General features: G+C 67.6%; 17 protein-coding genes and 8 pseudogenes. 11 read left to right on the plus strand and 14 right to left on the minus strand.

The features are described from left to right. Nucleotides 1-252 precede the first annotated feature (252 nt). Nucleotides 253-876 carry a DUF4240 domain-containing protein gene (locus ACWCXX_RS33770; RefSeq protein ID WP_451133994.1) on the plus strand — a complete coding sequence of 208 codons (624 nt, stop codon included), beginning with the start codon at nt 253-255 and terminating at the stop codon, nt 874-876. Between the two features lie 525 nt (nt 877-1401). Here the strand turns inward: ACWCXX_RS33770 and ACWCXX_RS33775 are convergent. Both ACWCXX_RS33775 and ACWCXX_RS33780 read right to left on the minus strand, forming a co-directional pair. Further along, on the minus strand, nt 1402-1731 hold the full coding sequence (locus ACWCXX_RS33775) for a hypothetical protein (RefSeq protein WP_451134048.1): 330 nt from the start codon (nt 1729-1731) through the stop codon (nt 1402-1404). Nucleotides 1732-2233: 502 nt separating this feature from the next. Next, a pseudogene (locus ACWCXX_RS33780) lies at nt 2234-2476 on the minus strand (transposase family protein); the annotation flags it as partial. A 75-nt stretch (nt 2477-2551) separates the two neighbouring features. On the opposite strand from ACWCXX_RS33780, the pseudogene ACWCXX_RS33785 reads away from it, so the two are divergent. From ACWCXX_RS33785 to ACWCXX_RS33795, 3 pseudogenes are all read left to right on the plus strand, one after another. Beyond that, a pseudogene (locus ACWCXX_RS33785) lies at nt 2552-3141 on the plus strand (DUF6192 family protein); the annotation flags it as partial. 2 nt (nt 3142-3143) lie between these two features. Next, nucleotides 3144-3559: pseudogene (locus ACWCXX_RS33790) on the plus strand (RacP protein). Nucleotides 3560-3635: 76 nt separating this feature from the next. Then, nucleotides 3636-4280 (plus strand): annotated as a pseudogene (locus tag ACWCXX_RS33795) (transposase); the annotation flags it as partial. A 162-nt stretch (nt 4281-4442) separates the two neighbouring features. Here ACWCXX_RS33795 and ACWCXX_RS33800 read toward each other — a convergent pair. Continuing rightward, complete coding sequence (locus tag ACWCXX_RS33800; protein ID WP_451133996.1) at nt 4443-4874, minus strand: hypothetical protein; 432 nt, start codon at nt 4872-4874, stop codon at nt 4443-4445. 515 nt (nt 4875-5389) lie between these two features. On the opposite strand from ACWCXX_RS33800, the gene ACWCXX_RS33805 reads away from it, so the two are divergent. Then, nucleotides 5390-5857, plus strand: coding sequence for a hypothetical protein (locus ACWCXX_RS33805; RefSeq protein WP_451133998.1), 468 nt, complete (start codon nt 5390-5392; stop codon nt 5855-5857). 176 nt (nt 5858-6033) lie between these two features. Here ACWCXX_RS33805 and ACWCXX_RS33810 read toward each other — a convergent pair whose 3' ends face one another. From ACWCXX_RS33810 to ACWCXX_RS33835, 6 genes are all read right to left on the minus strand, one after another. Continuing rightward, nucleotides 6034-6573: a DUF6262 family protein gene (locus ACWCXX_RS33810; RefSeq protein ID WP_451134000.1), complete on the minus strand. Its 540-nt coding sequence runs from the start codon at nt 6571-6573 to the stop codon at nt 6034-6036. After that, nucleotides 6570-6740, minus strand: a complete 171-nt coding sequence (locus ACWCXX_RS33815; protein WP_451134002.1) for a hypothetical protein — start codon at nt 6738-6740, stop codon at nt 6570-6572. The genes ACWCXX_RS33810 and ACWCXX_RS33815 overlap by 4 nt, the downstream gene beginning before the upstream one ends. Before the next feature lie 68 nt (nt 6741-6808). Then, entirely contained in the window at nt 6809-7048 is a 240-nt protein-coding gene (locus tag ACWCXX_RS33820; protein ID WP_451134004.1) for a hypothetical protein, read from the minus strand. Then, nucleotides 7045-7545, minus strand: coding sequence for a class I SAM-dependent methyltransferase (locus ACWCXX_RS33825; protein ID WP_451134006.1), 501 nt, complete (start codon nt 7543-7545; stop codon nt 7045-7047). Before ACWCXX_RS33825 ends, ACWCXX_RS33820 begins: the two co-directional genes overlap by 4 nt. Before the next feature lies 1 nt (nt 7546). After that, a complete protein-coding gene (locus tag ACWCXX_RS33830) occupies nt 7547-7735 on the minus strand; it encodes a hypothetical protein (RefSeq protein ID WP_451134008.1) in 189 nt (62 codons plus the stop codon). Between the two features lie 8 nt (nt 7736-7743). After that, the gene (locus ACWCXX_RS33835) at nt 7744-8997 is read right to left on the minus strand and encodes an MFS transporter (RefSeq protein ID WP_451134010.1); all 1254 of its coding nucleotides are present in this window, start codon (nt 8995-8997) and stop codon (nt 7744-7746) included. A gap of 965 nt (nt 8998-9962) precedes the next feature. Here ACWCXX_RS33835 and ACWCXX_RS33840 point away from each other — a divergent pair. The 3 genes and pseudogenes from ACWCXX_RS33840 to ACWCXX_RS33850 form a co-directional block, all read left to right on the plus strand. Continuing rightward, nucleotides 9963-10126, plus strand: a pseudogene (locus tag ACWCXX_RS33840) (transposase family protein); the annotation flags it as partial. Between the two features lie 298 nt (nt 10127-10424). Beyond that, nucleotides 10425-10805: a hypothetical protein gene (locus tag ACWCXX_RS33845; RefSeq protein WP_451134012.1), complete on the plus strand. Its 381-nt coding sequence runs from the start codon at nt 10425-10427 to the stop codon at nt 10803-10805. 11 nt (nt 10806-10816) lie between these two features. Continuing rightward, a complete protein-coding gene (locus ACWCXX_RS33850; protein WP_451134014.1) occupies nt 10817-14752 on the plus strand; it encodes a hypothetical protein in 3936 nt (1311 codons plus the stop codon). A gap of 1 nt (nt 14753) precedes the next feature. Here ACWCXX_RS33850 and ACWCXX_RS33855 read toward each other — a convergent pair. The 4 genes and pseudogenes from ACWCXX_RS33855 to ACWCXX_RS33870 form a co-directional block, all read right to left on the minus strand. Further along, a pseudogene (locus ACWCXX_RS33855) lies at nt 14754-15041 on the minus strand (hypothetical protein); the annotation flags it as partial. A 66-nt stretch (nt 15042-15107) separates the two neighbouring features. Further along, nucleotides 15108-15419 (minus strand): hypothetical protein, encoded by a 312-nt coding sequence (locus ACWCXX_RS33860; RefSeq protein ID WP_451134016.1) that lies wholly within the window; start codon nt 15417-15419, stop codon nt 15108-15110. Nucleotides 15420-15426: 7 nt separating this feature from the next. Continuing rightward, entirely contained in the window at nt 15427-15876 is a 450-nt protein-coding gene (locus ACWCXX_RS33865) for a hypothetical protein (protein WP_451134018.1), read from the minus strand. Between the two features lie 1303 nt (nt 15877-17179). Further along, nucleotides 17180-17703: pseudogene (locus ACWCXX_RS33870) on the minus strand (hypothetical protein). Nucleotides 17704-17811: 108 nt separating this feature from the next. On the opposite strand from ACWCXX_RS33870, the gene ACWCXX_RS33875 reads away from it, so the two are divergent. Beyond that, complete coding sequence (locus tag ACWCXX_RS33875; protein WP_451134020.1) at nt 17812-18930, plus strand: NADAR family protein; 1119 nt, start codon at nt 17812-17814, stop codon at nt 18928-18930. Nucleotides 18931-18951: 21 nt separating this feature from the next. On the opposite strand, the gene ACWCXX_RS33880 is transcribed toward ACWCXX_RS33875, so the two are convergent. After that, nucleotides 18952-19455 carry a hypothetical protein gene (locus tag ACWCXX_RS33880; RefSeq protein ID WP_451134022.1) on the minus strand — a complete coding sequence of 168 codons (504 nt, stop codon included), beginning with the start codon at nt 19453-19455 and terminating at the stop codon, nt 18952-18954. Nucleotides 19456-19590: 135 nt separating this feature from the next. On the opposite strand from ACWCXX_RS33880, the pseudogene ACWCXX_RS33885 reads away from it, so the two are divergent. Both ACWCXX_RS33885 and ACWCXX_RS33890 read left to right on the plus strand, forming a co-directional pair. Beyond that, nucleotides 19591-20202, plus strand: a pseudogene (locus ACWCXX_RS33885) (transposase family protein); the annotation flags it as partial. A gap of 957 nt (nt 20203-21159) precedes the next feature. Further along, nucleotides 21160-22035: an aminoglycoside phosphotransferase family protein gene (locus ACWCXX_RS33890; RefSeq protein WP_451134044.1), complete on the plus strand. Its 876-nt coding sequence runs from the start codon at nt 21160-21162 to the stop codon at nt 22033-22035. Nucleotides 22036-22060 lie beyond the last annotated feature (25 nt).

Below are 22060 nucleotides of genomic sequence, written 5' to 3' on the forward strand. Positions count from 1 at the left end.
CCGTCTCCAGGCCATCGAACGGGACACCGACGTGGCCTGACCAGTGGTGCACATAACTCCGTACTCGGTGGTGCACTCAGACGAGTACGCGGACAGCTGTCGGCGTACACCTGAATGTGCTCATGCAGGTACGGGTGAATGTGCGCGCTTCGGGGGGTGCGGCAGGCCGTTTCCCGGGCCTGCGCAGGCTGCTACTGCTGTTTTCGCACGGGGCTCTCGGGTGTGTCAGTGGTGGTTGCGATCCTGGGCGGCATGGACGAGAAGACCTTCTGGGCGCTCATGGACGAGTTGAGCCGTCGCTCCGGTGGCCGACACGAACGGCTGGAGTGGCTGCGTGGGGAGTTGCGGTGTCGGCCGGCCGCGGAGGGGGTGGAGTTTCAGGCGCATTTGGAGGCCGCGTGCGAGGCGGTCGCCACGGGCCCACTCTGGCGTGCGGTGCGCCGGATCGAGGGTGGCTTGTGCTCCGACGACGGCTTCGACTACTTCGCGCTCTGGCTGGTGGGCCAGGGACAAGAGACGTATAAGGCTGTGCTTGCTGATCCGGACGCCCTCGCTGACGTTGCTGAGGTGCGGGCCCTGGTGGGACGGCACCTGCGGGAGTGGGATGACGAGGAGTGGCCGGAATGGGAGGAGCTCGACTACGTGGCCCAGGAGGTTTTCGGCGAGCTGACGGGCCAGGAGGACGACTGCTTGGAGGCGTTCTACGAGGCCCTGGATGTCCTCCAGGAGACATGGGCGAAGCCCGAGGAAGAGATCTGCACTGTAGAAGCCACGGTGAGGATCGGGACACCGCGGCTCGACGCCCTTTTTCCTGCAGAAGCTGGCCTGGCTTTGTTCACGAGAACCGGGTCTGGTCCAAGTTCTGTGGCGAGGTGACAGCGAGTGTTGTCGGCCGCCTGCGATTGGGTGCGCCGAGAGTTCTGCCGTCATCACCTTCGGGGGATCGTCCATGTCGCAGCACCCGTCGCTGACCCGCGCCCTGGCGGAGGCGCTCGTGGACCTTGCCCGGTTCGTCGAGAGCGCGGATGACGAGCACATGGATGACGAAGGCGTGGAGACTCGGCAGGCCGTCGGCACGGACTGCTTCGATCCACTGCGGGAGCCGGTCGCCTTGGAGCTCACTGATCACCCTCCCGAACGCACGGACGTGACCGATGGGCGCGTCCGGTTCGGGGCAGTGCGCGAGCACTGGCTTCAGCTTGAGTCGATCGTTCTCCGGCAGGGTGTCGGAGTGGGTCAGGATCCACCCGGCGACGGTCCGCGGCGATGGTGGCCGGGCTGCCGGTGCGGCCGGGGTGGTGCGAAACGGGCGGAGGCGGGCACGGACGGCTCCGTGCCGCCGCGGTGGCCGTGCGTCTTGATCTCTGCCCAGAGGGCCCAGGCGTTCGGGCAGCCATCGGCTCACCGCTCGTTCAGGTACGGCTTGAAGTCGTCGAGCTTGGTCCTGCGGTTCTGCCACTGCCCCTGGAACGGGTCTTCCGGCCTCGCGGCGTCCGCCAGCCGCTGGACGGTGGGGCAGGTCATGCCGAGCTGGCGCTGGATCGAGCGCCGGCTGTGGCCGGCGACCAGCAGCGGGTGGACGGTGGCGTGCTTGGCGCGGGTGCGGTCGGCGAAGCGGTGTCGGGTGGGCCATGGCGAGCCGCCGTCCGCCGGTGCCTGAACCTCTGCCTTCTCCGGGGCAGAATCGGCGGTGGTCGCGCGCAGACAGGAGCGACGGCGGGAGATATGCACCGTTCCGTGGCTTCGCCGAGGCTGCGTCAGAGGTGGGAGCGGTCGGCAACCTGGACGGCGGTGGGGCCCCGATACTGGCCCCTTCCGCGAAGAACGGAGCACGGTCACGGCAGCCGACCTCAATCCCCGGGCGTTCGGCCAGCCGGGCCGCGACCGTGCCCACTTCGCGATCCGGCAGCAGGTCAACCGGTCGGCGGGTTTCGACGTCGACCAGGACGGTCCCGTGGACACGTCCCCTGCGCATCGCGTACTCGTCGACGCCGACCACCCGCGGGGTGCGCGGCTGGGGCTCCGGGAGTGCGGCGACCAGTCGCAGGACCGCGTTCCGGCTGGCCTTCGCCCCCAGGATGTCGACCAGCCGGGCGCCAGCGCGGCCGGCCAACGCGAGGCCGACCTCGGCAAGCGCCGACCGCATTCGTTCGGTCCGCTGGCTGGGTCGGCGGGTCAGACCCGTGACCTGCTCGACGAACGTCCGCCGCCCGCATGAGGCGTCCTCGCACGTGAACCGCCGGACTCGCAGCCGCAGCACCACCCGCCGCCCTGCCACGGGAAGATCGGCAGGAAACCGCAGGCAGGAGCCGTGCACTCGATCCGACCAGCTCCCGCAGCCCGAGCAGCGAGCCTTGGGCGTCCGGGATCTGACACCGACCCGAATCACGTCGCCGTCGTCCTGCACCGACACCACCCTGATCTCCGGAGCCCACAGGAAGAGCCTCTCTTCCAGCCGGAGCAGTACCTTGCGCACAGCCCAGAACCATCAGCCCGGACGAGGTCGGCACCGGCAGTTTCCAGACGATCTTGCGGGAGGTATCAGCAAGATCAACGGTCCCAGGGCGTAGGCACACCACAGAAGTTGGACCAGAACCTCACAGCCATCCACTCCCTGGCCCAGGACGACCAGGTCGCCGCGGCGGTGACCAGCGTTTTCCTGAAGGGTCCGGAAGTGACGGCCTCGGTCACCCCGGTGGACAAGGCCCGGTGGTGGAGGAGTTCACCCGCGATGAGCACGTCGCCACCACGGCGGCGACGAACCTGCTGCGGCGGCCGGACATCGCGTTCAAGGCGATGAGCGACGACCACGTCCGCTTCCAGGTCAGCCATGCCCAGAACGAACGCTCCCGACAAGCCCGGCAGCATTTCGAGGACACCAGCCCGGTCGCCCCGGCGGTCCGCAACATCGACCGGACAGTGGAGTTCCTGGACCTGATGACCGCCTGCCACGCGTTCGTCGCCGCAGCCGGCCGTACCGTCCCGGGCCTGCGCGACCGGACCCTGTCCGAAGACGAAGGCGTCATCGTCCACCAGAACATCGCCAAGGTCAGGGCGACGCTGGACTGGATCGAGACCGCCGCCGACACCGGCAAGGTCGACATGGACCACGAGCTCGCAGCCATCCCGCGGGGCGAGTAATCGTGCCCCGCGCCTTCCGGTGCAAAGGGGGTGCCGCCCGACGGCACGTGGACACCATCCGCTTCGTCCTGTTCGAGGCCCGTCCGGCCGGGCTGGAGTTCCACCAGCTGGTACGGGCCGGCGCACTGTCCCCGCACCAGGTCCGCTCCGGGCTGGCGGCCTTGAAGGACGAGGCCGCGTCCAAGGGCTGGCCGCCGCTGATCCGGACCTGCGGCGACGGCTACCAGCTCGGGGCGGAGCGGGCCGCGCTGGAAGCCTACGAACGACAGGTGGTGGCCGAGAAGCTGAGCCAGTTCCGCCGGTTCATCACCGGCACCGTCACCCCGCAGCCGCCCACCCGAACGACAAGTGGGTACGTCACATCGTCGCCCAGCCCAACTCCATCGAGTGCATCCTCGACCTCATCGCCCCAGCCTGACCCGTCTACCCGGAGGGGGCCGGACGGCGAGCCGTCCGGCCCTCTCACCCATGCCTGGAGGCTTCTGCCGTCATGCGCCGCCGCCACGGTCATCGACTCCCAGTCCGTGAAGGCCGCCGAGACCGTCTCCCGGGCCACCCGGGGTTACGAGGCGGGCAAGAAAATCAATGGTCGCAAGCGGCACCTGGTGGTCGACACCCGCGGCCTGCCGCTCATGGTGATGGTCACCCCCGCCTCCCTCGGCGACCACGACGCGGCCAAGGAAATCCTCTTCCGGCTCCGCCTCACCCGTCCCGAGATCACGATCGTCTGGGCGGATTCCCCCTACGCGGGCAAGCTCGTGGCCTGGGCAGAACGGCACCTCGACCTCACGATCAAACCGGTCAGCCGCCCCAAGGGCACCTCCGGCTTCATCGTCCTGCCCCGCCGCTGGGTCATCGAACGGTCGCTTGCCTGGATGATGTATGCCCGCCGCCACGCGAGGGACTACGAACGACTCATCCAGCACTCGGAGACTCTGATCGCTTGGGCGGCCATCACTCTCATGACCAGGAGACCCGCGCGGAAGGGGGCTGCCCCCAACTGGCCGAGGAGACCGGCGCCGATTGACGGCCCATCCACTCGGCCGTCTCCGGCATGTCTTTTACATCGTGCTGGCGCTGCCTCTGGCTGCCCCAGAATCACCGCCCCCGGAACCGGGAGTCAGGCAGCAGCGGGCCGTCACCGCGCACGGTTCTCGCGGCGTCAGCCGCCGCAGCCGCCCGTCCATGGGGCCCGCGGCTGCGGCGGCCTGGGCTCGTGTCCCGGGCACCGACGCCTCTGCCCAGGAGCGCCTCCGAGTCGGCTGGCTCTTCCGTTCCAGGAAGCGGGAGCGAGGGTGACGTCAGATTCGCTTGAGGTACATGACCTCGCCGAAGCGCTTGCCGAGCCAGATTTTCCGGTCGGCTCCGGTCCCGGCGAGTCGCGGGTTGTCGTAGGTGCGGGGGTTGGTGCCGCTCGGGTTGACGGTGACGGTCACTCCTTCCATGCACCAGGTGTCGTCGTTGTCGGTGCCCGCGAAGCGGACGTAGACGGGATACCAGTCGGTGTCGTCGGTGTCGAGGCGGGGCAGGCGGGGATCGTTGCGTGCGTCGTCGAGCACGTTGGCGCCGTCGCCGAAGATGTATGTGAACTGGTCACCGGGCTCGAAGTCGTTGCGAGAGGTGTCCAAGTGGAACTCCCGGCCGGCGATCCCGACGTACACGAACCCGTTGGTCCCGGCCCCTGCGTCGCTCGCTGTCCACAGCTGAACGCTGATCTTGGTGATGTCCGTCATCTGCCCCTCCACGAGGAGTCGCGACCTCGCCCCTACGCCTACTGACTCGGGCGTGAGACACGGCCCAAGGCGTGCGCAGTGCATGCGACAGGTCTGTTCGGTAATGCAGCCTTACGACTGCCATCACTTTCAGCATCCACTTCGACACTCTGGGGGATCAATACCCTGCTGCGGGGCCTCCAGGTCCAAACACGCCATGGAGGCACACCACCCCCAGAGGCGGGAGCCCCGCGTGCGAGCACGAGCCAGGCGCAGGCTGGCCATCTCATCAGATGTCCATACAGAAGAAGTCAAGGCGGTCCCGCACGTTTGCCCTGCTCAGGATCGAAAACAGGTACTTACACCGAACGTTTTACAGTCCCCGACACTCCCTTCGGCGTAGGGGCATTGACAGGGTGAGGTACGGGTTCGAGTGCAGCTTTCTGAGGAGGGTCGCTTGGACGAGGGCTTTGCGCCGATCGCCCGGACGGGTGCGCGGCCGTGCTTCACGATGTCTCCCTGGGACGAGCACTTTGATGACCACGGCCATCGCGATCGTCGGCACGCTGCTGGGCAGCGGACTGACGGCGTTCATGACCGCTCGGATTGAGCGGCGAAGGAACGAGGCTCTGGAACGGCAGCAGATACGCCAGGAGGCCGCACAAGATCGGGATGCGCTTCGTGAACTACGGGTCGAGCACCGGAGGTGGCGCCGGGATCGTCGGCAAGCTGCTTACCAGGGCTTGATGGACGCTGCTCATGAAGCGGAGGGGGCTGTCCGGCAACTGGCACGGCTGACGTTGGAGCCCTATGACCAGCATCGTTATGACATATGGCGTGTTGCAGCCATCGATGCGGTACGGGCGACTCGGCAGGCGGCGAGCACGGTTGAGCTCGAAGGACCTGCTGGTGTGGCGCAGGTGGGTGCCGAGTACGCCGAAGCCGTAGATCGGCACACCCACCCGCCCATTCAGTACTTGATGGAACTGAGCAAGGGCCGCTGACTGATGAGCAGAAGGAGCACTATCGCTCCTCAGCTGCGGAAACGGGCGCTCGCGGGGAGGACATGCGGCGGCGCTTCGCCCCTCTCGCGCGTGCAGTACTGGATGAGTCGGTGGACGAGGCCGACCAGGGGACGCAAGCACCTGCATGAGGCGTGGAGCGGCTATCGGACTTCTCATCAGAGCTGCTCCTTCGTGGTGTTGAGGCTGGCCATGAGCCGGCGGTTCGCGGCGCGGGCGGCGTCGAGGTCGTCGTCGCGGTCGGCGAGTTGTTGCCGCAGCTCGGCGGTGTGCTGTTCGAGCTGGCTGACGCGTTTCTGCAAGGCGTCATGATCGGGTGGTCCGCCAAGGCCGGCCTGTTGCCAGACCTGCTCGCCGAGGGCTTCGGCGAGACGCTGTTCGAGATGGCGGATGTGCGTGTCCTGGCGACGGATGCGGTCAGTAAGGTTCGCGATGTCCGCGATGAGGGACTGCTTGCTCGCGCTGGGACCGGTGACGGTGCCGGGCGGCGGTTCGACGACAGCACGTGCGGTGACAGCGGCATGCAGGTCGGGGTGCCGGTAGATGAGACTGCGGTGCACTCCGGCGGCACGTGAGACGGAGGGGATCGTGATCTCCTCGCCCTGGGCGGCGAGTTGATCGAGAGCCGACATGACCAGGGTGCGGCGACGCTCGCTGTCCTGACAGCGGGCATCGGTGGGGCACTTCGCGCTGCTCATGAGCGGTGTTCGTTCCTGGTCTGGTCGACGAAGGAGCCGATGGCGGGCATGCCGAGGTCGACGACCTGGCGGGTGCGGCGCAACGCGTCGGCGGCTTCCTTGATCTGTTCGCGGTCCCCGGCGGTGAGGTCGGCCACGTCACCCCCGCCGAACACGAAGCCGCCCACCACACCCGCCTGATCAAAAAGCCAACCACAAACTCAACCCGCCCTCACCCCCACCATGCACGAGCTCGTCAGGAGGCCCGGCACACCACGATCACCCGGCGTGAGTCCCAGCGGAACTCGCTGCCGTCGAACCAGCCGTACGTCCGCAGCGGGCCGAACCCGGCGGCGCGCAGCATCTCCATGACTTCGGGCGGGTGGTAGACCAGGATGGCGGCCTGCTCCACGGACTCCTCCGAACCGTCCGGCGCCAGGAGGATCCGGGTTCGCCGGGAGACGCTGGTGAGCACGTCGTGGCTGCGCAGGGTCATGATCCGGCGGCCGTCGGGGAGTTCCTGGACGGCAGAGTCCTCCAGCCTGCCGAGCATCGGGAGGCAGTTGGTGTAGTCGAGGACGAACCGGGTGTCGGGGGCAGGACGCTGCGCACGGCACGCAGGAAGGCCTCGTCGTCATTCCGGACGGTGTCCACGCCGAGCGGCGCCATCAGTGCGTAGGCGCCGTCGAGATCGAGACCCGACGGCAGGTCCTCGACGGCAGCGTGCCGAATCTCCACGCCCGGCTGAGGGTTGCGGCGAAGTTCCGCACCGGCCTGCTCGGCGGTGTACGCGTCACGCTCGCACGCCAGCACGCGGTGGCCCCGGGCTGCCAGCAGCCGCGCGTGACGGCCCAGGCCGCACCCCACGTCGAGGACGCGGGCGGACCCGCGCAGCCGCAGGGCCGCGCTGAGGAACCCGGCCTCCAGCCGGATCGCCTGGTCGGGCACCCTCCGCAGGACGGACTCCACCAGGCCCGGCCCCGTCCAACCCATGTCATTCCCCTTCCGGAGCGAGTACGCCGGTGTGCAGCGGACGTGCGGTGCGCCACATCACCCAGCCGACCAGTAGCAGGTTCAGTACCGCACCGCCGACCAGCACGCTGCGCGGCGGCAGCCACGTCACCAGGGCCCCGACGACCGCGTACACCGCGGGAGTCAGGGCGAGCGTGGCGAAGGTGTCCACGCTGAAGATCAGACCGACCTTGTCCCGGGGGCCGGACTGCTGATGAGGGTCTGACGGATGTAGCGAACCGCGACCAGCCCGCCGTAGCACACCGCCGCCACCAACCAGCCGGTCAGCGCGGACATGAGCACACCCACCAGCAGCGGCAGACCCGCCACCGTCATCGCCCAGCCGTGGGCGCGGGCGGCGTGCCGGTCCGGCAGCCGCAGCAGCAGCGGGGCACCGGCTGCGGTGCCCAGGCCGATCGCCGCCCCCGTGGCCCCCACCACCCAGTCCGACCAGCCCGCGTCGGCCACCAGCACCGGCAACAGCACCCCCACCGGGGCGTCCACACAGGCCACTGCCACCGCCGCGGCCACGATGGTGGTACGCAGCACCGGCCGCTCCCGGATGACGATCGGCCCCGCCCGGACATCGGTGATGATCCCGGCCATGCCCGCAGCGCGCTGCGCAGGGTGGGCGGGACGCTCCACCGGACGGCCGCGCAACGCGGGCAGCAACAGCAGCACCGCCACCCCGAACGACACCGCGTCCGCCAACAGGCACATCGCCACCCCGCCGAACGCCATGAGGGCCGCGCCCAGCGCCGGTCCCGCGACTACGGTCATCGGGTTGACCAGCGCGGACAGCGCCGCCGATGCGGGCAGGTCGGCGTCGTCGACGACTTCGTGGGCGATGGCCCGGTAGGCGGGCAGGTGCAGGGCCGCCAGCACACCCAGCAGGGCGCTGACAACCACCAGCGCCCACAGCTCCGGGCTGCCCATGGCGGCCCACAGGCCGATCCCGCCCACCAGCAGACAGGCTGCCAGATCGGTACCGCCGATGATCAGCCGCCGCGGCAGCCGGTCGGCCACCACCCCGCCGAGCAGGATCAGCACCAGCTGGACCACGCTGAAGGCGCCGACGACCACGGCCACCGCCGACCCCGAACCGGTCACCTGGTAGGCCAGTACGCCGATGGCCGTGCCATACACGTAGTTGCCGAGCCGGGAGAGGGTCTGTCCGAGCCACAGCAGCCCGTAGCGGGGGTTCTTGGTCAGCAGGTCCCAGATGCTGGGGGAGGCGGCCTCCTCGGCCGTCGTGGTCCCCTCGGTCTCCTCGCTTATGCGCTCCTCGTGTGTTTCTCGTCGGGTGGGTGCGGCGGCGGCACGCCCCGCGTGGGGCGGCCCCGGGCGCCGTCGGACACGGGCCCGTGCGGGATGCCAGCGCGTACCCGGTGCAGTCGAAGATCGGTCCGTAGGAATCCCCCAGCCGTCGGGCATCCACGTACTGCCGCACCTGGTCCAGGACGGACCCGGTGACCAGGGCCAGATCCGGGTCGACCCGGGCCCGTACGGTGCGTGCCAGACCGATGTTGTCCGCCAACCGCAGCAGCAGATGCTCCTCGTCGGCCCAGGCCACCCCGGAGAGTACCTGCCGGACGAGCGCGTTCATCTGGCGCAGCGGCCGCTGGAGTTCGAGGGCCGCGTCGTTCGTCGCGCCGGTCGGCTCGACCTTCTCGGCGACCGGACTCGGCGGGTCGCACCGCTCGGTCGGCCGGAGGGCGGGGGTCAAGGGTTGTCCCGCAATACCTGGCGGGCGCACGACGACAGCTGCTTCCCCGAGCTCTCGGCTGCGCCCGAGCAGGGGAGGCCCCATCCTCGCCGCGTTGTCGGAACACCCGAATACATCCAGCAGGCGGGCATCCCTCCGCCTTGCGATGCACCGCATCCGACGCCGCGCGCTGATCCACCAGGCATTACGGGACAACTCTTGGCCCGGCATGCGCGATCAGATTCGGTCCCCGAACGCGGCGAACTCCGTCGCCGGGCTGTGGAAGGATTTCACTTACGAGGTGCCTTGCTGGTTGGGTCTGTTGGAAGTGTGAGAAATCCCGTCATCCCAGGTCGGCAGGAACCTCTTCTCATCTCCCTCTTCAAGGGCACTCGTCATGTGGTGGATCGAGCCTGAGGGGTCACAGAAAAACAACACGCCGATTTCAGGATCTGGTTGAGCCCCAGTGGTAGCAGACGCCGACCTGCGGCGACATCCCGAGCGATAGTGAGTGCGATTACCCAGGTCTACTTGAGGCGCATCCCTGTGACCTGCGGGTCCAGCGTCCTGTAGCGCAAGGGCGGGTTCCCGGAACGGAATCGTCGTGTTGTTTTTTGCGAGCCCTGACGAGCTGGTGCGTGATTGCGGGTGATGTGTTCTTCCTGGTGGGTAGCATGATCCGGATGTGGCGATCATGGTCAACCGGGCGGTTCTCGCGCATCAGTTGTTCACAGGGATCTCCTGCGTCATCTCGCTTGCCTGGTCGAGGAGTTGGCCAGGTCATGGCAGGCCGTGGTCGAAGGGCGTCGTCACGAAGCGCGCGGCGGGGTCAGGAAGCGGGCTGCGGGGGGCGGTGCTGGAACACCCGGACGCGACGCAACTGCCCGAGGTGACGACGGTGATCGGCAGTCTCGCAGCCTGGCGGTCAGTCATAGGAGGATGAGATGACGGAGCAGGGTGAAGACGGCCCATCGTCCCGCACGCAACATCAACGACGGTCGCCACCCTTCGTTACCCCCGATTTCAGGACAGAGCCGAACGTTTTGCAGTCCCATTTTCTCGCTCGTCCGGCAGCTCTGGTACAAGACTTGTCGCCAGCGACATAGTCTTGAGGTGCTGTGGTTTCGAGTCGATCTGACGGAGTAATGGAGTAGATGTGTCCGGAGTGGAGTTGGTGGTAACCGCGCTGGCTGCAGGTGCTTCGGCAGGGCTCGCGGACACCGCAAGCAGCGCTGTACGAGACGCGTACACGGGATTGCGCGAGGCGGTGCGCCGGTGCCTTGCTCAGCGGAGCGAGGATGACGCACAGGTCTTGGACGCGAGCGAGGTCGAGCCTGGAGTGTGGCAGGCCCGTCTGAGCGAATTGTTGTTTCTGTGCGGCGTCGACCGCGACGAGGAAGTCTTGGAGGCCGCCCAGTCGTTGCTCCGGGAACTGGGGGCGGCTGGTCAGCAGCCGCGGATGAACGTCGTGGATGCTCGCGAGGCCCGGGGCGCACAGATCGGTGACCACAACACTCAGACCAACACGTTCAACTGACGGGCCAACCGGTGGCAGGGAAGGACGACCCGCGCCGTGCAGTCGACGCTCACGGGGCCAAGGGCCTGATGGTCGGCGACAGCAACCTCCAAGTCAACATGTACGCGTCCGTCCGCCCGACGGCGCGGTCTGCGTATCACTACCAGATACGAGCGATCGCCCCGGAGGTCCTTGTGGGCCGGGAGACAGAACTCGCCGATCTCGCGTCGTTCTGTACCGACCCCGAGTCTGGAGACTACCTGTGGCTGCGTGCTGAACCATGGGCAGGCAAGACCGCGCTGATGTCCTGGTTCGTTCTGCACCCGCCGCCCGAGGTACGCATCGTCTCGTTCTTCATCACGGCGCGCCTAGCTGCGCAAAGCGACCGCGAGGCGTTCCTGGACGTGGTCATCGAGCAGTTGGCGAGCGTACTCGGCGAGCCCGTCCCGGCCTACCTGACCGATGCCACCCGTGCCTCGCACCTGTGGGAAATGCTTGACTTGGCAGCTGCCTCCTGCGTAGATCAGGGGCAGCGCCTGGTGCTGATCGTGGACGGTCTCGATGAGGACACCGGTTCCGCCGCGCACAGTGTTGCCGCGCTACTTCCGCCCAGTCCCGCCGCGGGTATGCGCGTCATGGTGGCGGGGCGACACGACCCGCCGGTCCCTTCAGACGTTCCCAGCAGGCATCCGCTGCGTGATCGGGCCAACGTACGCTTCCTGGAGCCCTCCCCCTACGCCCAGGACGTCCGGCGCGACGCCGAGCATGAACTGAAGCGGTTGTTGCGCGGCACGCCGGTTGAGCAGGATCTGCTGGGTCTGGTCACCGCTGCCGGGGGCGGTCTGAGCAGCCGAGACTTGGAGGAGTTGACAGGCCGCCAGGCCTGGGAGGTCGAGGAGTCGCTCCACACTGTGGCCGGGCGGACGTTCGCCCGTCGGCCGGAGCCGAGCACACAGGGCGAGGTCTATGTTCTCGGCCATGAGGAACTCCAGCAGTCCGCTGTTCGGTTCCTTGGCGATGCTCGCTTGTCGGGGTACCGGCAGCGGCTGCACAGCTGGGCCGAGGGATACCGCGTCGACCGTTGGCCCACAAACACACCTGGTTATCTACTGCGCGGTTACTTCCCGATGCTGCATGCCGGCCGCGATCTGGCCAGGATGACCGCTTGTGCCCTGGACTCGATCCGCCACAATCGGATGCTGGATGTCAGTGGTGGAGACGTTGCTGCGCTCGCCGAGATCACCGCGACCCAGGACATGCTCCTTGAGGGTGACCCTTCGGACGTGCGGATCATGACTCTGCTATCCGTGCGCCGTGACAGTCTGATCGAGCGCAACAGTCGCATCCCTGTCGGCCTGCCCGCCGTGTGGGCTCTGCTTGGGCATCATGTTCGTGCCCAGGCCCTGGTCCGATCCATCGCGGATCCGCTCAAGCAGGTTCAGGCGATGGCCGCCTTGAGCGACGCGCTCGTCGAGTGCGAGGAGAACTCCCAGCACCAAAACTTGGCAGGTGACACGGTCCATGCCGGCGACGTCGTTCATGAGGCTGAGGCTGTGGCCCGGGGCATCACACTGCCGTACGAAAAGAAGCAGGCGCTGGCGTCGGTCGCGAAGGCAGCGGCGCGGGCCGGTGATCTGGAGCAGGGCGTTGTTGTGGCTCGTGCCATCTCTGACCCGCTTATGCAGGCTGAGGTGCTACGAGGGGTGGCGGAGGCCGGAGCACTCGCCGGGAACATCGGTGATGCCGCGGCGATAGCCCTCGGCATCACCGGCCGCCGGCAACCGAAGCCGGCGCCTCACCAGCAACCGGATCGGACGCGCCGCGAGCAACACGAATGGGTGCTCCAAGTGCAACAGGAATGGGCGTTGCGGGACGTGGCGAAGGCAGCGGCGCGGGCCGGTGATCTGGAGCAGGGCGTTGTTGTGGCTCGTGCCATCTCTGACCCGCTTATGCAGGCTGAGGTGCTACGAGGGGTGGCGGAGGCCGGAGCACTCGCCGGGAACATCGGTGATGCCGCGGCGATAGCCCTCGGCATCACCGACGCATCGCAGCGGGTTCGGGCGTTGGCCGGGATGGCCCGGACTTCGGCGCAGACGGGGGATTTCAGTCGAGCCAGAGACTTCGCCTCCCATGCCGCTGTTGTGGCTCGGACGATGACCGAGCGGCGCGGCCAGGCGACGGCACTGGCGGTCGCAGCCAGGGCCAAGGGCTGGGCGGGGGATCTCAGTCACGCTGCAGACCTCGCTCGTGCGGTTTTCGACCCGCACGAGCAGGCACGGGCGCTGGCCGCAGTGGCGGAAGCCATGGCACAGTCCGGAGATCTCGACCAGGCGGGCACCCTTGCCCACGAAGCTGAAACAGCGGCTCAGGCCGTCAACGACGCCGACCAGCAGGCGTGGGTACTGGCGACAGTGGTGAAGGCCGCAGCGCCGGCCGGAGACATCGCGTACACAGGTCATCTCGTCCGTCGCGCTTGGGCTCTGGCTCAGACGATCAATGACAATCCGGAGTGGCAGGCCACTATCTTGGCAGCCGTGGTCGCGGCGGGTCAGGGGCGTGATGCCGGCCAAGCACTGGCCCTCGTACGGACCATGTCCGACCCGCTTGAGCAGTTTCCTATCTTGGCCGAAGCAGCGAAGATCCTTACTCAGGCAGGAGACCTCGAACGTGCCGAGGCCCTGGTCCGGGCCATTACCGACCCCGAAACGCAAGCACAGACGATGACACTGCTGGCACAGGCGATGGCGCGAACCGGCGACCTCCACCACGCCGGAGGCCTCGCCCGGGACGCCGAAACCGCGGCCAGAACCCTCATGCTCACCGACCGGATGACGCTGACGTTGGCCGACGTGGCCGCCGCAATGGCGCGGACCGGGGATCTTCACCACGCCGGAGATCTCGCTCGCAGCGCTGGGGAACTGGCCAGAACCGCCGTACACCCGCGCTCGCGGGCGTGGGCGCTGGCGCGGGTAGCGGAGGTGCTGGCGGAGTCGGGATTCCCTGACCGCGCCATGGACCTCGCGATCGAAGCCGAGACCTTGGCCAGAACCTTCAAAGACGTAGGCAATCGAGAAGGTGTGTTGGGGAAGGCAGCGAAAGCGGCGGCACGGGCCGGGTACACCGGACACGCCTTGGACATCGCTCAGACCATCACCAACAAGCTTGTGAAAGGACCAGTGCTGCAAAGTGTCGCAGCGGCGGCGGCACGGGCCGGGGACCTTGGCCAGGCCAGGGCACTCGCCCGGGGGATCACTGACTCGTACGATCGGCTCGCGGCGATCGCAGAGGCAGCGGGAGCAGCAGCACAGGCTGGCCACGTCCACCACACAAAAGTTCTGGCCCGCGACGCCCGGATCATGGCCCGAAAGTCCAATATTGGAAGCTGGAGCGCGACAACGTTGCAGGCGGTAGCGACGGCCGTGGCCCAAGCCGGGGACCTCGACCACGCCCAGCGGCTTGCGCGCGATGCCGCCGTCGCAGCCCGAACCATCACCGACCGACGCGATCGGGCGCAGTACTTGGCTGTTGGAGCGCAGGTCGCAGCACGGGCCGGAGATCTCGACCACGCCACGAATCTCGTGCGCGAGGCGGAAGCCGAGATCCGGGCAGATACCAATGCAGTCATGATGTCCAGGGCACGGGAAGAGATGGTCAGGGCCAAGGCGGTGATCGGAGACACAGCCGACGCCCTGGCACTCGCCCGGAGCCTCCATCCCAACTTGCAGGCCGAGGCGTTGTCCTATGTGGCACGCCATGCCGGGACGGCTCAGGCACGTCCGTTGATTGCTCAGGCACTGCGAATCGCCAGCTGGGAAAGATCTATCAACTCCCTCGCCAAGGTTGAGCCTTCTGTCCTGAAGGAGGTTGCCGACGCATTTCTCGCCGAAAACGGTCAACTGCAAGGTGTCCGGGGAGGGGCAGGTAGGTCGGCGCCACCAGGTCACTCAGACAGCGAGCAGGTCATGTAGTTCACGCACGACGGCTTCCCGCTGGTGGCTTCCGGGGACCGACTGGTACAGATCCTGGGCGCGCTGGTGCGCGAGTCCGCTGCGGTACGGGGTGGACAGGCCGTCGAGAATGGCGATCGTCCGCCGACACGCCTGTTCGGTGTCTCCTTCGTGGTGGAAGCAGGTTGGCCGCGTCGATGGCCAGGATCGATCTCGCCACAGTGCTGGTGGACGTGGACAGATTGAGCGCGCGCTGCAGGGTCACCAGGAGCCCGGTCTCCTCCTGGGCCTCACGCGCTGCGGCTTCTTCGTGAGTTTCTTCAGATTCGTTCTTCCCAGCCGGGAACTGCCACGAGAGTGCGCCTTCCGGTACCCGTCACCGCACGAGCAGAACTCGCTCGCCCTGAACGACGACCGAACCTCGGCTGTCGCCCTCACCTCGTAGTTCAGAGAAGCCTGCGTCCGCTGCCCGGTCCTGATCGTCGCCCTGGACGAGAAGCCCCGCCTGGAAGAGATCCGCGACAACCTCAAAGAGAGGATCGCCGAAGCCGAACGCGAAAGATGATTCGGCGAAGTCGAAAGCCTGTCCACCAGCCTCGCCGCCGCCGAGGGCAAGATCGCCCAGATCGAGGCCCAGCAGGAAAAGAAGCAGTCCCCCGTCTTCCTGGGCTAAGGGCTGTCCCGCCATGTTCTCGTCACCAGCAGAGTCGTGGGTCCTGTGCATGCTCGGGGGAGTGCAGCGACAGCGTCTCTGCGTCCGGTCCGTCCGTTCGTTGTAGGTGTCCCGGCCGGGGACTGTCGCCCCACCACGGCGGTGGCGGGGTGTGGACCCGCTGTGTGCGCGGGATCGACACCTCGACCAGCACCCCATCATGGAACATCCACAGCCCGAAGCAATCGTCGTCTTCGTCGTGGAGCATGACCTGCACGCACTCCGGGCTGTTCCACGGCAGCGCCTCCAGGTCCGCGAGGACCCCGCGGCGCTGGCTCTCGCGGAAGAACTCGAGATACCACCCGCCGACGAACCAGTCCGGTATCCGCTCGAAACAGCCGCGCCAAGTACGCGTCTCGTCGACCCGCGTCAGCGGCTCCATCACCTCGTCCTCGTACCGTGCAAGGACTAGCACCTGCGCCATTCTGCTCATGAGGGCATGTCATCCCACAGAGCGGTCGAGTGGCAAGTTCGTTTCGACGCACGGCTTACGACTCACGCGTCCAACACGATCACGGACCATCATGGGCAGCTCATAGCCACCGCCGGTGCTTCGTGGACAACCTTCCACAGGGGCATTCGGACCGCTTGGTCAACTTTTTGTTCAGAGAAGGCACGCCGCACATCGTCTGGCGCCGTATCGGCGGACACGACATCTTCACCGGCCCCGTGACCAGGTCAACGGATGACGTAGCCGGGCGGGCGGTGTCAGCCTGATCGCATGACTGCACTGCCACGGCCAGAGGTGTACGGATCCGATCTCGACGAGCAGCTCTCCCGCCTCGCCCGGCCTGGCTGACCGAAGAACCTGGCCCTCCAGGTCAGCTGACACCACCGGGCGTTCAGGCGTCCGGCGCCTGCGGCCGGGATCGCGGAGGAAGTGCCAGGCGGCCCCTCGGCGGCGCGGCCGCCGGTTCCGAAGGTCCGTCGCGGGGGCGGGGGCGCCTCCGGGCCGCGAGTGCCGAGCACGCCTCGGGCGCGCAGGTCGTCGAGGTCGGACAGGCGCTCTCCGGGAAGAGCGTCGAGCAGGTCGGCCTGGGCGGCGCGGATGCTGTGCGCGGGAGCCCGGGGGCCGGCGCCAAGGGCGCGGCGGGCGGTCACGCCGGTCATCGTACGGGCAGCGCATCGCCGATCGCCCGGCTGCCGGGCGTTTCATGTGTCCTCGGTGCGGAGCAGGCCGCCCGGCCCCCGAGGCCGGGCGGACAAACCTGCGATCACCACCCCCGCAGCAACTGGGCGACGTCGGCCACGGTACGGAAGAGGGCACCCCGTCCGGGCCGGCCGCCTGCACGCAGTCACGTACGTCGGCGACGCACAGGTCGGGCATTCCCCGGTCGAGTTCCACGTGGTGGTGGCTGCCGTCGATGCCCTCGATGACGAACGCCGGGTCACCGAGGTCCAGGCCTTTCGCGCAGCCGTTCGCGACCCAACTCAGCGGTGCCCCAAGAGCCATGAGGTTCGTGCGATGGGGGTGCATCGGTTGGGGCGGCCGCAGAGTTCGGCCCGGATGAAGTCGGTCATGCGGAGGAAGACCTCGGGCCGGCGCACGGCTTCGTCGCGCAGGGCGCGGATCTCCACTTCGTCGACCTCGTCATACGGCCCGTCGAACCTGGAGCTCGTCGGGCCGCCCGTTCAACGGGCAGGAGTCGCGAGACCGGGGCCGCTGCCGGGTTGAGGGCTGTCCCGCAAAGACCTTGGCTCTGAGTACGGAGCAACCTGAAGAGCCGGTGAGGTGCTCAGCCGGTGGTTCGTGAGGTGTTCAGGGACCTGGCGAAGTCGGAGAGTGTGCGGAAGTCGTTCTCCCGTAGGCCGATCCGCGAGTTGACCCGGGCCCTTGGTGGTGGGCGGTTGCATACGTCTGATCCAGCTCGCTCTGCTCGTCGTCCACCCAGGCGAAAGGGCGGCCGCTTGCGTAGTCCACCAGCGGTCCGGTCTTCCAGTGGCCCCCATCAGGGCGTTCCTGGAGTAGGACGTCGCCGAAGTCAACGAAGGGAAGTTCCGGAAGGCCGAGGACCGGTGCGATCCACCGGTTGGCGTCGTCCATCCATGTGGTGGTCCAGCCCAGCTCGAAGCCGAGCTGGAGCAGGTTTCGTCCGTGCTCTGGGTTGAGCCAGACACGTAGGGGGCGTCGTCGGGACGAGAGGCCCCTGTCGTCCTCATGGGCGCCGTTCCGGGGGACTCTGAGTGTGGTGTGGCCGTCGGGACGCCTCTCCGGCTTGGCCGCGTAAGGGGTGAGCGGCCTTACGTGCGCATGAGACATGTCCGACCGATTCTCGTGAATGCTGGAGGGAGGGGACCTGAGTATCGCGATGGGATGAGTCTTCAGCGAGGTGTAGGGGCGCGAGGCCTGGCCGGGCACAATGACGGGATGATCGGCAACCGGATCACTCATCGCAAGGCAGACGGCGTCCGCATACCTGGTACCTGGCGTCACGCCTTCATTCGCAACGGTGGGACGTACTTCCTCACCGACCTCGTTGTCTACGCCGACGGGCTCATCGACTGCTGGGAGCTGGTCACCGTCGACGAGTTCGAGCAGAAGCTGCACTCCGGATGGGTGGCCACCGACCTCCCGGAAGGCGCCGAGGCATCGGCTCACGGCCTGGCCGTGTGGAAGTTCAGTGAGCCGCGCGCGTGGCTCACCCCCGAGCTGCTGCTCGCCGAGGTGCGGGACACCATCGACCAGCTGAACGGTCGCCCCGATTCGACCGCGAGGTGCTTGGCCGCCGTCGATGTTTTCCTCGCCGACCGGACCGAGGAGAACCGTGCTGCCGCACATGCCGCCTATCTCGCCATCCCGAAGAGCCAGCGCCGCTATGCGCTGGGCGACATGGACCGCAAGGACTGGCCGCTCAAAGTGTTGGTTGCCGGGCCGGGCGTCGTGCCGGAGGGGTGGTGGTCCGACGAGCCTGTCTCCGAGAAGGCCTACGACGACGCTGTCGCCTACTTCGAGGAGCGGGCCCGGCTGATCTCCGAACGACCTTCGCGGGTTCCTGCGGATGGGCCGGCAACGTCGCACGCACCGGCGATCCAGCTGTACCACTCGTACCCGCAGCAGCGAGTCGACGACCCGGGCACGGTGGCCCTGCGCAACGACTACCCCGCGCCCATCGACATCGACGGCACCACTTACTCGTCGGTCTCCCAAGCCTATTGGGCTTTGTCAGTCGCCGATTCGACTGTGCAAGCTGCCATTGCCGTAGCCGATACCTCATACACGGCCCGCAAGCTGGCCGCTGACGCCGCTCGGCGCGAGGGCTGGGAACATGCTCGTACGGCCGTCATGACCGTACTCCTGCGAGCCAAGTACATGCAGCACCCTGACTTGGCAGAGGTCCTTCTGGAAACCGGCGACGCCACTCTCATCTACGATGACGCCGATTCCGGCTTCTGGGGCGATAACGCCGGCCGCGGCCGCAACTGGACCGGTCGTCTGCTCGAACTAGTCCGCTCCGAACTCCATGCGCAACGGGCCGGAATCAGCTAAGAACTGTCCCGCAATGACCGTTCATGACTCCGGGAACGGCGGGGTGTCGTCCATCACCTGCAACAGCTTCCGAGCAGGTGTCGCTTCCTCCGGCCGTATGGAGGAGGCGGCGCCCTCGATGACTGACCGGCCTGCGCACACGGCTGTTCTTGAGGCTGCCTCCCAGCCGATTTGCTGCTGGTAGTTCGCGTCGTGCTTGCGGTCCTGCGTCGCCGCAGCGGCGGAGTGCCACTGGTCGGTCCGGCAGATACTTCCCAGCAGGTCCAACAACTCGGCCTTGCATGCCACGTGCGGGGCCCCGGCCAGTTCGAGAAGGAACGGGACCGTGGGGGCTGTTGCCTCGCCGACGACGAACCCCAGCGCGCAGATGGCGTCGCCCAGGTCATCGATGGCGATGCGGGCCGTGTCCTCACTCCCGTATGCGATCCGGGACAGCAGAGGGGGGATACCGTCGGCCGCGGCGCCCGTCGCGTCGCGCAGTTCTCCCCAGCGGACCCCGGAGACGCTTCTCAACAGACTTCCCACATCCTGCTCCTCATCAGATCGTCGTGCCGACCCCGGCGGTGCCTTGAGCATGGTGCAGCCATGGGGGACGCCCTGGCCAGGCAGCCCGTGACGGGGCGCTGCTACAGGGCCCCGGCTTGACGTCATGATCTTGCTGTGACTGGACTGATCACGGCGTCGGCCCCGTCCTGGATGGCCCCGTTCACTGGGCTGAGCCCGCGCTGTTTCGACAAGCTGGTGACCACGCTGCGCAGCGAGGGGGCCGATGAGGTGCGACGGGGGCGGCCGTGGGGGCTGCCGCTGGAGGACCGAGTGCTGCTGGTTACGGCGTACTGGCGGACAACTTGACGCTGTGCCCGCTTGCCCCGTTGTTCGGAGTGTCGAAGTCCGCGGCCGACCGTGTCATCAGACACCTTGGCCCCTTGCTTGCGCTCCGGCCGCGCAAGCAGTTCCGCAAGCACTGTGTTGATCGTGGACGGAACCCTGATCCCCACACGTGACCACACGGTGGCCGAGCAGTCGAAGAACTATCGATACTCCACGAATCACCAGGTCGTCATCGATGCCGACACCCGCTTTGTCGTGGTGGTCGGCCGGCCCCTGCCAGGCAACCGCAATGACTGCAGGGCGTGGGAGCTGTCCGGCGCCCAAGCCGCCGTCGGCCGCACCAGTGTGGTCGCCGACGGCGGCTACCGGGGCACCGATCTGGTTGTCCCGCACCGTCGCGAACGCGGGCAGCACGAACTGCCCGCCTGGAAGGAAGAACACAAGGACCGCCCTCGCTGGCCGAACTACTGACACCAAGTACCGCAGCTCGTTCGGGCTGCCCGGCCATCTGCCTTCCGGACGTCAACTGAGGGAAGGACGTCCTGGAGCGGGCCGCCGGGGCAGTCGGCTGGCGGCGCCTCACCAGCCACAGCCCCGCCTGCCCGGCCTGCTCGGGCCGCGCCTACGACCGTGCCGACAGCATGGTCTGCCAGTACTGCCAGACCCTCACCCCCCACCCCGCAGCCGACTGGAACTGACGATGACGACCCCCGTCGACCCATCACACGCGACGCTGGTCGCGATCCTGATGCACCACGGCAGCAGCATCGAGCTCCCCGCCGGCGCCCTCGCCCCCGACGAAGGGCCCCGTCCCCCAGTGCCAGCCGACCTAGTGAAGTGACCTTTCCCCAGGAAGCGGTGAGGATGCTGTGGGTGCCGATCCACCGCCATACGACATGGCAGGCACCGGCGACCGGCCCTTGGCTGTACGACCACGTCGCGCGCCCGTCCGGTGCTCAGGTTGATGCCGACTATCCGGGCGGCTTCCCGCGTGCTGTACTCCTGCTCCATGAGCAGGAAGTATGCGGCCCGCTCCCGGGCCATGGTGCGCCCGCCGCCGGGCCCCCGGTTCTTCCGGATCTCGAACTCCATCGCACCCCCTGAGCTGGGGTGTCGCGACGACCACTAGAACTCAGGAGCGCTGATCCGGGGCGCAGAGGGCCGGGGTGAAAAGTCGATCACCGGTTGATGAGCAGGCCCAGCCGGTGAACACCGTACCGGGCCGCCACGTGATCATCCCGGGCGCGATCCGAGACGGACCAGAGCGGACATCCCCTTCATGCCCCCGGCCGCTCCCCATTTGCTTGTCGGCTCGCGTTCACGGCGTGGGGTGGAAAAGCGATGGACAAAGATCGTGCGAGCGGCAGACTGACCGGCGTGAAACGACTGCTGGTGGATGTGGAGAGCGTCACTACTCGGTTGGTACGTCGATTCGGCCCCCAGGTTGCCGACTGGTGCGCCAACGCGCCGGATCTCATCGCGCGGCTGACGTCCCAGTGGGGACTTTCGCTCGGCGAGCCCCTCCCGGACGGTGCTTCGTCGGTCACCTTGCGATGCCGCTGGCCCGACGGCACGCCCGCGGTGCTGAAGATCAGTCCGGAGCGGGACCTGCTGACCGAACAGGTCGGAATGCTGGAGTGGTTCACCGCCTCGGGCCGGGTGCCCTCCGTGCTGGCCTTCGACAAGGAGACGGGCGCAATGGTGCTGGAGGAGATCGTGCCCGGAACGGCGGCGGAGGACATGCCCACAGCCTCGCTTCCGGAACAGTGGTCGGATCTGCTCGCCGCCTTGCACGGGGTCACTCCGCCCCCACTGCCGACACGTGTGCTGCGTGAACGGTGCGAGGAGTCCTTCGCACGGGTCGGCAGGCGGCTGTCCGAGCCCGCGATCAGTGCGCGGATGGACATCACCATGTGGGACAGGGCCATGCAGCGGTGCAAGCGGCTGCTGGACACGGAAGTGAAAACCGTGCTGCTCCACGGTGACCTGCACCTGGGCAACGTGCTCGACGGCGGCGCGAAGCGCGGTCTCATGGCCATCGACCCGAAAGCCTGTATCGGTGATCCGTGCTTCGACGCCGTGGACTACGTCGTAGCCGGCGCCGGACTGGAAGGCATTGAGACCCGCTGCGCGCGCGTGTCGGCGGCGTGCGGGCTCGATGGCGACCGGCTCCATGCCTGGAGCCAGGTGATCGCACCCTTCGCAGCCATCGCCCACCTCGGTGACGGCGGTGAGAAACCGGTGATCGACGAACTGCTCGCGTTGACCCGGTGAGCACACCCGGCATCCCCGATCGCCT

Source organism: Streptomyces sp. NPDC001732, from assembly GCF_053596315.1.

Bases quoted from the DNA above. Each gene is read 5' to 3' on its own strand.
- ACWCXX_RS33770 (WP_451133994.1), top strand. From the start codon at position 253: ATGGACGAGAAGACCTTCTGGGCGCTCATGGACGAGTTGAGCCGTCGC.
- ACWCXX_RS33800 (WP_451133996.1), bottom strand. From the start codon at position 4,874: ATGACGGACATCACCAAGATCAGCGTTCAGCTGTGGACAGCGAGCGAC.
- ACWCXX_RS33805 (WP_451133998.1), top strand. From the start codon at position 5,390: ATGACCACGGCCATCGCGATCGTCGGCACGCTGCTGGGCAGCGGACTG.
- ACWCXX_RS33810 (WP_451134000.1), bottom strand. From the start codon at position 6,573: ATGAGCAGCGCGAAGTGCCCCACCGATGCCCGCTGTCAGGACAGCGAG.
- ACWCXX_RS33820 (WP_451134004.1), bottom strand. From the start codon at position 7,048: ATGACCCTGCGCAGCCACGACGTGCTCACCAGCGTCTCCCGGCGAACC.
- ACWCXX_RS33825 (WP_451134006.1), bottom strand. From the start codon at position 7,545: ATGGGTTGGACGGGGCCGGGCCTGGTGGAGTCCGTCCTGCGGAGGGTG.
- ACWCXX_RS33835 (WP_451134010.1), bottom strand. From the start codon at position 8,997: ATGCCCGACGGCTGGGGGATTCCTACGGACCGATCTTCGACTGCACCG.
- ACWCXX_RS33860 (WP_451134016.1), bottom strand. From the start codon at position 15,419: ATGGCGGGACAGCCCTTAGCCCAGGAAGACGGGGGACTGCTTCTTTTC.
- ACWCXX_RS33865 (WP_451134018.1), bottom strand. From the start codon at position 15,876: ATGAGCAGAATGGCGCAGGTGCTAGTCCTTGCACGGTACGAGGACGAG.
- ACWCXX_RS33875 (WP_451134020.1), top strand. From the start codon at position 17,812: ATGATCGGCAACCGGATCACTCATCGCAAGGCAGACGGCGTCCGCATA.